Annotated in this window: 10 protein-coding genes and 1 pseudogene; 6 read left to right on the top strand and 5 right to left on the bottom strand. The window is 65.3% G+C overall.

The annotated features are described in order from the left end of the window. Window positions 1-280 precede the first annotated feature (280 nt). Window positions 281-913, top strand: a complete 633-nt coding sequence (gene rdfA, locus NBT81_RS07400; RefSeq protein ID WP_338742179.1) for a rod-determining factor RdfA — start codon at window positions 281-283, stop codon at window positions 911-913. Here rdfA and NBT81_RS07395 read toward each other — a convergent pair. After that, window positions 910-2,847 carry an archaea-specific SMC-related protein gene (locus NBT81_RS07395; RefSeq protein ID WP_338742177.1) on the bottom strand — a complete coding sequence of 646 codons (1,938 nt, stop codon included), beginning with the start codon at window positions 2,845-2,847 and terminating at the stop codon, window positions 910-912. The two genes, rdfA and NBT81_RS07395, sit on opposite strands and share 4 nt — an antisense overlap. 111 nt (window positions 2,848-2,958) lie before the next feature. Between NBT81_RS07395 and NBT81_RS07390 the strand changes: the two are divergent. Both NBT81_RS07390 and NBT81_RS07385 read left to right on the top strand, forming a co-directional pair. After that, window positions 2,959-4,164: pseudogene (locus NBT81_RS07390) on the top strand (cytosine permease); the annotation flags it as partial. Window positions 4,165-4,329: 165 nt separating this feature from the next. Next, on the top strand, window positions 4,330-4,677 hold the full coding sequence (locus tag NBT81_RS07385; protein WP_338742176.1) for a hypothetical protein: 348 nt from the start codon (window positions 4,330-4,332) through the stop codon (window positions 4,675-4,677). 914 nt (window positions 4,678-5,591) lie between these two features. On the opposite strand, the gene NBT81_RS07380 is transcribed toward NBT81_RS07385, so the two are convergent. Next, window positions 5,592-5,936, bottom strand: coding sequence for a cupin domain-containing protein (locus NBT81_RS07380; RefSeq protein ID WP_338742175.1), 345 nt, complete (start codon window positions 5,934-5,936; stop codon window positions 5,592-5,594). Window positions 5,937-6,054: 118 nt separating this feature from the next. Between NBT81_RS07380 and NBT81_RS07375 the strand changes: the two genes are divergently transcribed. After that, window positions 6,055-6,969, top strand: coding sequence for a thiamine-phosphate synthase family protein (locus NBT81_RS07375; RefSeq protein WP_338742173.1), 915 nt, complete (start codon window positions 6,055-6,057; stop codon window positions 6,967-6,969). Window positions 6,970-7,020: 51 nt separating this feature from the next. Further along, window positions 7,021-9,303, top strand: coding sequence for a PAS domain S-box protein (locus NBT81_RS07370; RefSeq protein ID WP_338742171.1), 2,283 nt, complete (start codon window positions 7,021-7,023; stop codon window positions 9,301-9,303). A 23-nt stretch (window positions 9,304-9,326) separates the two neighbouring features. Here the strand turns inward: NBT81_RS07370 and NBT81_RS07365 are convergent, their stop codons facing one another. Next, window positions 9,327-9,959 carry a halocyanin domain-containing protein gene (locus NBT81_RS07365; RefSeq protein WP_338742169.1) on the bottom strand — a complete coding sequence of 211 codons (633 nt, stop codon included), beginning with the start codon at window positions 9,957-9,959 and terminating at the stop codon, window positions 9,327-9,329. A gap of 154 nt (window positions 9,960-10,113) precedes the next feature. On the opposite strand from NBT81_RS07365, the gene NBT81_RS07360 reads away from it, so the two are divergent. Further along, window positions 10,114-10,542 carry a universal stress protein gene (locus NBT81_RS07360; RefSeq protein WP_338742168.1) on the top strand — a complete coding sequence of 143 codons (429 nt, stop codon included), beginning with the start codon at window positions 10,114-10,116 and terminating at the stop codon, window positions 10,540-10,542. A gap of 6 nt (window positions 10,543-10,548) precedes the next feature. On the opposite strand, the gene NBT81_RS07355 is transcribed toward NBT81_RS07360, so the two are convergent. Both NBT81_RS07355 and NBT81_RS07350 read right to left on the bottom strand, forming a co-directional pair. Next, window positions 10,549-10,677 carry a hypothetical protein gene (locus tag NBT81_RS07355; RefSeq protein ID WP_338742166.1) on the bottom strand — a complete coding sequence of 43 codons (129 nt, stop codon included), beginning with the start codon at window positions 10,675-10,677 and terminating at the stop codon, window positions 10,549-10,551. A 99-nt stretch (window positions 10,678-10,776) separates the two neighbouring features. Beyond that, window positions 10,777-13,278 (bottom strand): efflux RND transporter permease subunit, encoded by a 2,502-nt coding sequence (locus NBT81_RS07350; protein ID WP_338742522.1) that lies wholly within the window; start codon window positions 13,276-13,278, stop codon window positions 10,777-10,779. Window positions 13,279-13,302 lie beyond the last annotated feature (24 nt).

The following is a 13,302-nucleotide window of genomic DNA, read 5'->3' as shown; positions in this document are numbered from 1 at the left end:
TATCGGTCGGTTGATTCCCGATTCGAGCGGCGACGTACGATCCAACGGAAAAGCAGTGTCGCTGCCGACGGACCGATCGACGTCCCGCATCGAACGCGACGGTTTGGCGCTCCGTCCCGGTCGCCGAGCGTCGCGATCCAAACATATAGATATTCTATTTTGTGTTCGAATCCGATAGGTCGGGGTGATACTCGGGCACTCGCTCCCTCGCTGGGCTCGGTCGAATCGTCGATACACTGCACGCACATTTTATATACTCGGATCGCGCTATTTGCGTGCAGTGACAGACGAGGACCGAACCGAGTCGGGACCGAAATCGAACAAAGTGGCCCGACTACTCGAGAAGTACGACCTCGGCGTCGCGTTCGGCGACGAACTCGAGCGTCGCTGGACCGCTGATGGGGAGGAGCGCGAGAGCCTCCGAGACCTAGCCGACCGGTTCAACCGACGGCTCCTCGAACGCGCGTTGCTGTCCGCCGGCGCGTCGACCGTGGACGGCGAGATCGAGAACCTGTATCGTCTCCTGACTGCCGATGACGTGAGCAGCGGGATGCGGACGGAAGCGCGTACCCGACTGGAACGTGACGGCGTCGACGTCGACGGACTCGAGCGGGATTTCGTCTCGTACCAGGCCATCCGCTCGTATCTGACCGAGTATCGGGACGCGGAGTACGACTCGCCGTCCGCGAGCGACCGGGTGCGGAGCGTCCGCGAGACGATCCAGCGGCTCCGCTCCCGGCTGCGGTCCGTCACCGAGGGGAGTCTGGAACGCCTGCAGTCGACCGATCGGCTCACACTGGGCACCTTCCGTCTGTTCGTCGACGTCGACGTGCTCTGTGAGGACTGTGGCTCGCAGTACGGTATCGTCGAACTACTCGAACGCGGGGGTTGTGACTGCGAGCGCGACGGCTAGATCTCCGTCACACGAGTGTGTGTGTCGTCGAGGGCCTGGGCGTCCTCGGGGAGTAACGCGACGACGAGGAACTCGGCGTACTCGGCGACGTACTCGGTCAGCGCGGCGATGCGTTCGGAGTCGATGGCCTCCAGCGAGTCCAGCAACACGAACGGAACCGTCTCGTGCACGTCGTGGACGAGATAGCCCGCGAGCGCGAAGACGAGACCCGTCACCTCGCGCTCGCTCTCGGAGAGGTGATCGATCGTGTCCTCGAAGGTCGCGCCACTGTCCGTGCTCCGGACGATGTGAAGCTCGAACAGCGTCTTCTGGACGTTCCGGCGACCCTCCTGAACGGTGCGTTCGACCCGCTCGATCCAGATTCGTTCGAGGTTGTCGTAGCCGAGGATATCGAGAACGGATCCCATGTGGTCGTTGAACTGTTCGACGGCGTTCGCCTCGATCCGATCGATTCGTGTCCGAAGGTTCCGAAGCTCCGTGTCGATCTCTTCGCGCTGGGAACGGAGTTGGTCCTCCTCGGCCAGTCGCTCCTCGACGTCACCGATCCGTTCGATCACGTCGTCGAGATCCGATTCGAGTCGGCCGAGTTCGAACTCGAGTTGGTTCGCCTCCTTGTGGAGGTCGAGGATACCGTCGAAGTCGTCAGATTCTAGGGTCTCGATCTCCGATTCGAGTTCCTCGACGTCGGCGTTGAGTCGCTCGCGTTCCTCGCGCAGGCTGTCGAGTTGCGTCTCGCGATCCTCGAGTTCGACCGCGATGTCGTCGAGTTGGCGGTCCAGCGACTCCTTGCGCTGCTGCTGTTTTTGGTACTTGCGTTGCTCCTCTTTCAGTTGGGACAGTTCGGACTCGAGTGTCCGGGTCGTCTCCAGTTTCTCCCGGCGGACGTCCCGAAGTTGGTCGAGCGTACTCGTGATCCGCTCGGTCTCGACGGTGGAGCCACAGGTCCAACAGGCCACCGTCTCGTCGACGAGCGCGTCGGTGGGGGTGCCGCCTTCGTCCAAGTGTGCCGTTACCGACCCCGTCTCGTCGAGCTGGTTCTCGTTGAACTGAATCACGTCTTGGAGGTCGCTCACCTCGCGTTCGAGCGTCTCGATGCGTTCGCGCAGTCGCTCGATCTCCTCGTCGATGTCGGCGTGGTCACCCATCGGCGCGTCGGGAAGGTCGTCGCGCTCGGCCTCCAGTTCCCTCCGTTCGGCCGTGAGGGACTCGATGCTATCCTGCTGGAGGTCGATGTCCGACCGAACCCGTTCCAGCTCCGATCGCTTCTCGCGTAGGTCGTCGAGTCGCGATTCGAGTTCCCGTTGTTCCGCCCTCGTCTCGTCGAGGTCGGCGTCCAGCGTCTCGATCTCGTCCTCTTTGGCCGCGAGTTCTGCCCGCTTCTCCTCGATGTCGGTTTCGAGACGATTTCGCTCCCGTTCGAGTTGTGGCAGGTCACCTTTCAGGTCGTCGAGCGCGGAGAGGTCGTCGTCGATTCTGGATTTCTCGCGTTCGAGTTCCCGGATCTCGGCACGGATCGCGTCGGTGTCTATCGGTCGCATGATAAGTTCCCGCAGATCCTCGCTTCTCGCGACCGAGCGGCGGACCTCGTTGGATTCCAGCAGGAACGCGAACAGATCCGCGAGTTCCGGGTCGTCGAGAAACGGCTCACCACCGGTCGACACCGCTCCGTTCGTCCTCGTGAACGTTCGCACGTAGCGCTCGCCGGCGTCGCCACCGACGGTGAGTTCGACCCGACCGTCGTCGGCGTCGGCTTTGAGGGATGCGTCGTCGCTTCCCATGACGGCCATGATCGACCGGAGCAACGACGTCCGGTTCGTCGCGTTCCGCCCCGTCAGGACCGTGATACCGGGATCGAATTCGACGGCCGTCTCGTCGATACCACCGACGTTCCGCACCTCGATCCGGGCCGTCCGCCCGAGCAGTTCCGTGTCCATCACGCTCGTTGGTCGAGGCCGCGAGATAAAAACGTTGTCGTGACCGTGTCGCTGCGAGTGGAATAACACACATTCGCGACGGCGTTTTTCGCCGTCCACCCGCAGGGACCGCTCAACCTGTTTCAGGCCGCCATCGCGATGGCCATCGGTGCCACGACGTCGGCCATCTTCTTCGTCGTGAACGGCGTGTGGGGGTACAAGAAAGGAATCCCCTTCGTCACGCAGTCACGAGCGGCCTTCGGGATCCGTGGCTCGTTGCTCCCGAACATCGTCCGTGTCATCCCGGCTATCGGGTGGCTCGGAATCGGCAACTGGATCGGTGCACTGGCGATCAACAGCATCACGACGACCCTCTGGGGCTTCGGCAACGTTCCGGCATACTTCGCCCTGTTCACGCTGTTGAACATCGGTCTGGCGTGGGGAGGGATCACGTCGATCAAGTGGTTCGACTCCATCGTTGCGGGCGTGATCATCGTCCTCCTTGCGTACACCGTGTACGTCGTCGTGTCGACACAGGGGCTCGCGACGGAGTCGCTCAACTACGGCGGGACCTGGGGTCTACCCTTCTTCACCATCGTCGCCGCACACGTCGGGACGGCGCTGACCGGGGCGCTCAACGCCGCCGACATCAGTCGACACCTGGAGAAACGGCGGGGACTGGGCAACCACGTCTGGGGCCACCTGCTCGGCATCGCGCCGGCGATGATGTACATGGCGCTCGTCGGCCTCATCTTCGGTATCTCGACGGACACCGCGAATCCGGTGTACGCGATCATGGAGGTGGCACCGAGTCCGCTGATCGGCGTCGCGATGCTGGTGTTCGTCCTCGCCGCGCAGATTTCGTCGAACCTCACACTCAACATCGTCCCACCCGTTCACGTGCTACAGGACGCGGTCGACGTCTCGTGGGAACAGGGGCTCGTCATCACGGGCATCCTGTCCGTCGCGTCGTTCCCTTGGGTGCTGTTCTCGGGTGGCGAGATCTACTTCCTGTTCATCAACGCGTACTCCGTCCCCCTCGGACCGGTGCTCGGCGTGTTGCTGGCCGACTACTGGCTCTTCCGTGCGGAAGACACCTCGATCAGCTCGCTGTACGACAAGAGTCGCGATTCGAAGTTCTGGTTCATCCGGGGCATCTCGGTTACTGCCGTCGCGAGCGTCCTCGTCGGATCCGGGGCGAGCCTCCTGATGATGGATCTCTCGTGGATGATCGGCCTCCCCGTGGGCTTCGTCGCGTACACCCTGTTCCGGAAGCTCGACCTCGACGAACAGACCGCCAACTACTTCTCGGAGACGGGAACCCCCTCGGCGGATTGAGTCGACCACGACGCCGACCGTGCGGCCGCGGGTGGTGACGGACGGTACCGGTGCCGAGCGCACATCCGTCGCCGGTGAGTTCCGTGTTTTTCGCGCGGGGACGGACTCCGGGTTCGTCGACGACTCCACACACTCGAGCTACCACGCTCCGAGAGGCGCGGCCGGGTGGAGAGACCGACGTACCGGTCGCCCCTGATCGGCGTCCTCGGCCACCGTACTCACGACGTGACGGGTTGCGAACCCACCCGACGGGGTTGTGGTCCGGGCTGTCTTCGCTACCGCGTGGTCGCGTTCGACGCGGACAGCGACGGAGTGAGGCGACTGTTCGGTAACCTGCACGAGGCAGCATCGAGCGTAGCGTCTATCGTCGTGGTCGAGCGTGGGGACACTGGATCGAACGGCCGGTCGTCCGGGCAGGGGACGCCCGACTCCGAAACGACCGACGGAGGTAAAATCGTCACCGATCAGGACGCCGAGTGGACGGCACGACTCGCAGGCTTCGACGGACGGTGACGGGCACCGGCGATGCCTTCCGTCGTTCGCACCGCTCGAACGACTCCGTCGCTATCGAGAGACGAGGACGGAGACTCGCTGGCACGGACGACCGTCTCGCGGGGAAAACAGGCGTTTGTATTTCTCGAACGGACGAGTCGGCACTCCGCCGTCGTCGAAGCGAGTGACTAACAAGCATATGTATGTTATTTTCTGTCCGCGACCGTCTCGAAGCGATCGGATCGATCGGTCCGAGGCCACGCCTCCGGTGCGAGCTTCGTTCTCCGTTATCGAACGGACCGATCGACGACGGGACGCACTCGGCGTGACTCCGTCGGGAGCCCCAGGGCGTGCTTCCCCACGAGGGGTCGGGGGATCGTGACGGCTAGTGACACCGCGGTTCGGTACGGCAATATTCATACGATATCGGTATAGTCCCATAAACTATCAGATATAATATATTCGAATCTGCCCCGCTCCGTACAGAAGCGTCAAGATGGACACCGTCCCTGTCTGGGACGGTCTCGGACGGCCGGCATCGCCGATCAGAAGGGGACAAAAGCGACGTACGTCGTCCAGAGACACTGTACCCTCCGTGAATACGCCGTTGTCACCGTTCGGGTTCGGACGTGCGACGACTTCGGATCAGCGTCGTCCCAGTTCGGGCCCAAATCGATCGTTACCGCGGTTTTCAGGAGCGAACGACGTCCGAATCGATGCCCCCCGAGGACGTATCGACCGGAACGAGGCGGACGTTGGGCGAACGGTGGTGCTGGAGCGTCGGGGTGGCGTAGTGCGATCCGATCTCCAAGATATATCATATTTATAGAATACCTTGAGATATTATCTCTTCGGGGCCGACGAGAACTCTTCGAGACCACGCGGGCGCGGCACTTTCGATCCGCTCGTCCGTGACGCACCACGTGGAGGGGAGTTCACTCCCGCTCGGTCCAGAAGTCGAACGACCGCCCCGGAGCGAAGACGTCGAGGCCGACCGCACGCTCGTCGCCGGTGTTCTCGACGCGGTGGGACTCCCACGGCTCCAGATAGACGGAGTCGTACTGGTCCAGCGTCACCGCGTCGTCCTCGGTGTAGACGGTGAGTTCACCCGCCAACACCAGACAGACCTGTTCGTTCTCGTGGTCGTGCATCGACGAGGAGTGACCCGGCGGCTTCTCGAACCACTCGAAGCTGAACCGGTCGCTTCCGGCCATCGACACGCGTCGCCAACCCTCGTCCGGTTCGTACGTCTCCGCCGCGTCGAAGGATACGGGCTGCATCGAGGTGGCGTACGATCACCCATCGTCTAAACGTGACGGATCGCCGACAGCGCGTGGCGGACATATAACTCCCGGCGCTCCGAGTGGGGACCATGGAACGCGAGCGGACGGTGATACCGTGACGATCCAGTTGCCGAGCGAAATCGTCGTCGAGCGATTTCTGCCGACGATCAGATCGATGCTGGCGGCGGAACTCGCCGATCGGGGGTTCTCGCAGCGAGAGATTGCGACCAGACTCGGAGTCTCACAGGCGGCAGTCAGCCAGTATCTGTCGGGGGAGCAGGGTGGCGAGGAGCGGTTCGTGGACGACGCGCGGACAAGGGCGACGGTCGAACGGATCGCCGACGGGTTCGACGCCGGGACGATGGACGACTACGAGGCGCTGGCCGAACTGCTCGAACTCGTGTGGGCGTTCGAGGACCGAGGACCGATCTGTGCGATCCACGAGGAGGAGATGCCGGCACTCGCGGGGATGGGGTGTGATTTGTGCGTGCGCGGCCGCGACCGGGCGGTCCAGGCCGAGCGCGAAACCCTGTCGAACGTGCGACACGCCGTCCGCCGACTGTCGAACGCCCCGAAGGTGGCTGCTCACGTCCCGAACGTCGGGACGAACGTTGCGATGGCACTCCCGGAGGCGGAAGACGAGACCGACGTGGCGGCAGTTCCGGGTCGTATCCACGCGATGCGTGGCGGACTCAACGTGCCGTCGAATCCGGAGTTCGGAGCGTCACACCACGTCGCGACGACCCTCCTCGCGGCCGCGGACGCCGACCCCACGGTCAGAGGGGCCGTCAACCTCGCCACGAGCGATCACCTCCTCGCGGCGGTCCCGGAGGGGATGGAGGTCGTTGCGTTCGACGCCGGTTACGAGGACCGACGGACCCGTCTCGACGACCGTTTCGCGGACGGCGTCCCCCGAGTCGCCTACCACGAGGGTGCCTTCGGGATCGAACCGATCACGTACGTCTTCGGGACGAGTGCCGTCGACGCCGTCGACCGGGCGATCGACCTCGTCGATCACGCCGAGAGTTGATGAACCCGCAACAGTGAATACCGACTAGGAAATACGTGGTAACGTGGACCAATGCCGGACACGATAGACGTCTTGCTCGTCGACGACGCCTCCGATCTGACGGCGGTCGCCGCGGAGGTACTCGGTCGGGAGGATAGCCGGCTCGAGGTGGCGACCGAGACGGACCCGAAGCGTGGACTGGCTCGCCTCGAAGAGGGGTCGTTCGACTGTCTGATCACCGACTACCGGATGCCGGGGATGGACGGACTGGAACTGCTCCGGGCCGTCCGCGAACGCCGGCCCGACTTCCCCGTGATCCTGTTCACCGGTGAGGGGGACGAGGCCACCGCGAGCCAAGCCATCTCCGCCGGGGCGACCGACTACGTCCGGAAGAGCCACGGAACCGAGCAGTACGCGCTGCTCGCCAACCGGATCGTCCGGGCGGTTTCGAAGCGCCGGAACAGGGAGCGTGCCGACCGACTCGAACGCATCCGGGAACTGGCTCGAGACGTGAACCGGTCGCTCGTCAGGGCCGACAGCGCCGAGGCAGTCGAGCGGTCCGTCTGTGAGCGTCTCGTCGAGTCCGACCCGTACGCCGGAGCGATGATCGGAGCCGACGGAGCCGTCCGATCGGAAGCCGTCACACCGGCAGGAGACGGCGACGTTGCGTGGAAGTCGGCCGTCGCCTGGGACGCGGACGGCGTCGCCACGACGGCGGTGACCGGCGGGGCGGTCGTGACCGTCCCACTAGCACACGTGGAGGGGACCTACGGCGTCCTGTCGGTCCGGGCGGTCGCTCCCGGTGCGATCGGTGATCCCGAGCGCGAACTCCTCGAGGAACTCGGCACCGACGTCGCCAGTGCCCTTCACCGAATCGAGATGCAGACCGACCTGCGCGAGTCGGAGGCGAAGTATCGGCGGCTGGTCGAGCAGAACCTCGTCGGCGTCTACATCATCCAAGACGGCGAGTTCGAATACGTGAACCCGCGGCTCGCGGCGATGTTCGGCTACACCCAAGAAGAGATGCGCTCGGACGTGACGCCGTTCGACGTGGTGGTCGAGGACGGCCGAGAGACGCTCCGCGAGAACCTCCGGCGCCGCGAGTCGGGTGAAGTGGAGGATCTGCGGTACACGCTCCGGGGCGAGCGCAAGGACGGCTCCGAAATCAAGTTCGAGGTGCACGGCGGCCGGATCGAGTACGGCGGCGATCCGGCAATCATGGGAACGCTACTCGACGTGACCAAGCGGCGTCGACAGGAGCGCGAACTCGAACGATCACGCGCCGAGTACCGCGACCTGTTCGAGTCCATCCCGGACGCGGTGTTCGTCGGAAGGGAAGACACCGGGTTCGTGGCGGTCAACGAGACTGCGGTCGACCGTCTCGGATACGACCGCGAGGAACTGCTGTCGATGCATCCGGCCGACATCGACCCCGAGATGGACGCCACCGACGTGGCCGAGGGGGTCGACTCGTTCTCGCGGGATCGGATCACGACTTTCGAGACGGTCCACCGGACGAAGTCGGGCGAGGAGATGCCGGTCGAGATCAACGCCACGCTGATCACCTATCAGGGTGAGGCTGCGATCCTATCGACCGCACGCGACATCACCGAACGGGTCGAACGGGAGCGGGAACTCGAACGCCAGAACGAGCGGCTGGAACAGGTTGCGAGCGTCGTCTCACACGACCTCCGGAACCCGCTCAACGTCGCCAGCGGGCGGATCGAGGGGATGCGTCGGGAGTGCGACAGCCCCCACGTCGAGGCCGTGGCGACCGCGTTGGATCGGATGGCGAACCTGATCGACGACCTCCTGACACTCACCGGCAGGCGTAGTGACGTCGACACCGAACCGGTCGCCCTCGACGCCGTCGTCGAGGGATGCTGGGCGAACGTGGTGACCGGCTCGGCGACGCTCCGCTGCGAAGCCGACGGCGTGATCGTGGCGGATCGGAGCCGACTCCAACAGGTGTTCGAGAACCTGTTTCGGAATAGTGTGGAGCACGGCTCAACGGACAACCGGCACGCGGAGCGCGCCGGTGATAGCGTCGAACACGGTTCCACCGAAAGCCGGACTGGATCCGACGACGGCGTCGAGCACGGTGGATCGGACCTGACCGTCACGGTCGGCGACCTCGACGACGGCTTCTACGTCGAGGACGACGGCCTGGGGATCGCCCCCGAGGAGCGCGAAGGGATCTTCGAGGCGGGGTACACGACGAAGGCGAACGGGACGGGTCTCGGTCTGGCCATCGTCGGAGAGGTGGTCGAAGCCCACGGCTGGGAGGTCGACGTCGGATTGGGGAGCGACGGCGGCGCCAGATTCGAAATCACGGGTGTCACACCCGTCGGGTGAAGGTAGCCCCGCCGTGCCGGGCGTCAGGCGCTCTCGAACTCCTCGCCGTAGTCGCCGCCGTAGCGGATGAAGAAGTACGCGAGGGCGAGCACCGAGACGAGGGCGCTAGTGAGCGCGACCGCGAGAGACTTCGCGCTGTCGGGGATCGCCGGAGCGCTGCTACTGCCACCGCCGCCTCCGCCACCACCGTCACCGCCGCCGGAGTCGGGCATGTCGCCGACGACGACGACGCCTTTCATCCCCAAGCCGCGGTGGGGCTGACAGAAGTACTTGGCGACGGTCGCCTCCTCGAAGGTGTGCTCGAACGTGAACCCGGCTTCGGCGGTGAGTTCGCTCTCGAAGTCGCCGCCTTCCTCGGCGACGACGTTGTGCTGGCCACCCTCGCCGTTCCACTCCCAGACGACGGTCGTCCCCGGATCGACCTGGACGGCCGCGGGGCCGAACCCGAAGTTCCCACCGTTGGCTTCGGCACCGACGGTGATCGTCACCTCGTCCTGTCCGGTCGAGTCGGCGACCTCACTGTAGTTGCCCACGTCGCTCATCCAGCCGTCGAACGACGCCTGCGCCGTCGCGGTCCCGGCGGCGGCGGCCGTCACCGCTGTGCCCGCGACGGCAGTCAGGAACCCGCGTCGCGAGACGGAACGATGGCTTCCCATACCCGAGGATACGGGCCACCCTACGAAAACCTGACTATCCTGCGTCGGAGCCGACGATCGACAGCGGTGTGTGGCCGGGGACGGTGTCGGCTGGGTTCCTGCGAGACGAGAGTCACCCCCCACGCTTACAATGGCGTCGCACGGAGTCGGTCGTATGGCGAAACGACTGCTGGTGCCGGTCGACGGATCGGATCCCGCGGACGCGGCACTCGACTTCGCGTTCGAGGAGTATCCCGACGCGGACCTGACGATTCTCTCGGTCGTCGATCCGACTGACATCGGCTACGGGTCCGTAGACGCCGCGCCGAGTACGTTCGATCACCTCCAACAACGCGCCGAGGATCGGACGGAACGGGTGTTAGACGAGGCGGAAGCCCGCGCCGAAGAACACGGGGTGACGGTCCGGCGGGAGACGGTCGTCGGGATGCCGTCCCGTGCCATCGTCGAGTGGGCCGAGGAGAACGAAATCGACGGCATCGTCATCGGTAGCCACGGCCGAGAGGGCGTCAGTCGGGTGTTGCTCGGGAGCGTGGCGGAGACGGTCGTGCGGCGGTCGTCGGTCCCCGTGACGGTCGTCCGCTGAGTCGGCTCACCCCTCGGTGGAGTCGACCGGACTACCGTTGGGAAGTTCCCGGAAGGCGACGGTGAAGTCGGTGTCGTCGAACGACTCGACGGCCGAGTCGAGTTCGCGTTCGAGCCTGTCGAGTTCGTCACACACACGGTCGGCGTGGTCGATGCGGACGTCATGGTCGTTACCCCGTCGTTCGCGCCACCTCCTAATAAAATCGGTCGTCGGGTTCTCAGGAGTGATACTGGATCAGTCCGCGGTCGATCCGGGACCGGCAGTCGTCGAGAGGCGACCGGGCCCCAAAGAGACGTATCGATCCCAGAGGACGAGCGTCGTCGGGAGGACGAGAATCGAAGCGAGATACGAGTAGAGCACGCTGAGAGCGATCAGGAGCCCGAACTGGCCGAGGATGGGCGAGATGGCCAGCCAGAGCACACCCAGTCCGGAGACGGTCGTCAGCATGCTTCCCGTGAGCGCACCGCCGGTGCCGCGGACGGTCTCCAAGAGGGCGTCGTCCACGTCGGTCGAGGCGTCGTACTCCTCGACGAACCGATGGAGGAGATGCGCGGAGTAGTCGATTCCCAGGCCGATGGCGATGGAGAGGCTGGTCCCCGTGAGGACGTTGAACGGGATGTCCAGAAACCGCATCGTCGAGGCGAGCGCGGCGACGGTGACGGCGATGGGCAGGACGTTCACGAGGCCAAGCGATGGACGGCCTTCGAGGACGGCGTACACGAGCACCAGGAAGGCGGCCGCGGCGACGAGGGCGATCACGAGGCTCCGGAACGCCGACTCGCCGATCACGTCCGACACGGCCTTCAGGACGATCACGCCGCCGGTCGCGGTCGCCTCGAAGCGCATCCGGTCGGCGACCTGTCGGGTGTCGTCGGTCACTTCCTCTTGGGTCGCGTCGGCCTCGACCGAGTACTGGATGCGCGCACTGGAGTAGTCGTCGGTGATGTAGTTCAGCGCGCGGTCCCGCGCCGGCGAGTCGAGCAAGGCGGCGTATATCGTCCGGAGGTTGTCGTCCGGGACGCCGTTGTCGTTCCGGTCGTTGCGTGCGACCAGCGCCGCGAACTCGGGGTCGCGCTCGGCGTAGTCGCGGATGACGGTGACGATGCTCGTCTCACGGGCGTGACCGCCGTCGGCGACGAAACTCGGTGGCGGATCATCCCCGGCGCGCCACATCGCCTCGAGGGCGTAGTCCTGGTGTAACGGACCCTCGACGTAGACCGTCGTGGTGTCCTCCTCGCCGGTCTGGAAGTTCCGCTCCAGGAAGTTGGTGGTCTGGGTGACGGTGTAGTCGCCCGGACGGAAGGGTTCGGGGACGTAGTCGAGATACGCCGGTGGCTCCTCGGGCGGGAGGAAGTCGTCCTGGGTGAACCGGCTGTCGACGCCCGCCCCGTACTGGCCCATCACCGCCGTCGAGACGAGGACGACGACGAGGAAGAGCCGCGGGGCCGTGCGGGCGATGTGGACGCCGACGGGGAGGATCCGCCCGAGCAGGGACTTCTCGTCGCCGAGCGCCGCCGATCCGAACTCGGGGAGTCCGACGCGTTCGCGCCACGAGTCGGCGAGTACCTTCGCCGCCGGGAGGAAGACGCCGAACACGAGGAAGGTGAAGACGATACCGACGGCGGCGACGATGCCGAGTTCGCGGATCGAACTCAGGCCGCTGGTCAGGTTGGCTGCGAAGCCGAGGACGGTCGTCCCGGTGACGATGAAGAAGGCGACGACGAGTTGGTCGGTGGCGACACGCATCGCCCCGCGGACGCTCACGTCGCCGACGTGTTCCTCCCGGTAGCGGTTGATCGCGTGGATACCGAAGTCGATGCCGACCGCGAGCAGGAGCGGCGGGATGGCGATGAGCAGTTGCGAAAAGGCGATGCCGGCGAGTCCCATGAAGCCGAAGGTCCAGAGCATCGCCATCGCGAGCGCGACGAGGCCGAGGAGGAGGTCGATCGGGTCACGGTACGCGACGATCAAGAAGAGCAGGATGAGCGCGACGGCAGCCGGAATCACCAGCGCGAGCGAGTCGTTGATCACGTCGCCGAGTTCCTCGCTCGTGATGCCGCTGCCGAAGACGGTGATGTCGCCGCCGACCGAGGCGACGACGTTCTGTGCCTGAAGTTGGATCGGCGTGAGCGGACTGGACCCGCTGGTGCCCGCACCCTCGCTCGTCCCGCTGGGGAGACGGTGGGTGACCGTGCCGATCGTCGCGGAGGCCGAGGCAGAACGGGCGTTGTAATCCTCGCTGACGACGGCCCGGAGCCCCGGGTTGTCGTCGACGGTCGTCCGGACGGCGCGGTCGATTTGGGCGGGCGTCGCCCGTTCGACCGCCCGAATCTCGTCGTCGATGGAGTCGGCGGAGGGATCGAGGGTGCGAGCGACCGCTCGGGCGACGCTCGTCGTCCCGGCGACTTGGAGGTCTTCGTGGTCGGTGAGGCGGTTCTGGGCCCGGAGCATCCGCAGGAGTTCGGGCTTCGAGAGGACGTTCGCCCCCGACTGGATCAACTGTGTCGTGCCGGTGTCGTCGTCAAAGGTGGTTCGCTCGAAGTTGTCGTTCACCTCCCGGAGCGCCTGTTCGGCGGGGACGTCCTCGGTGAACTGGTCGGTGCCGGAGTCGGTGCCGCCACCACCGAGGCCGAGGGCGAACACGCCCGAGACGACCAGAAAGAGGAGGACGACCCGGACGGGCCGGTCGACGATCCACGCGTCCAGGGCGTCGATGAACGGCTGGGCGTCGACCAGAAACCAGGGGTCGGAGCGGGGGGA

The organism is Haloplanus sp. CK5-1 (assembly GCF_037201915.1).
In the GTDB taxonomy this organism is placed as follows: domain Archaea; phylum Halobacteriota; class Halobacteria; order Halobacteriales; family Haloferacaceae; genus Haloplanus; species Haloplanus salilacus.
The sequence above is the reverse complement of the archived record's forward strand: the minus strand, read 5'-3'. Positions and strand labels throughout refer to the sequence as shown.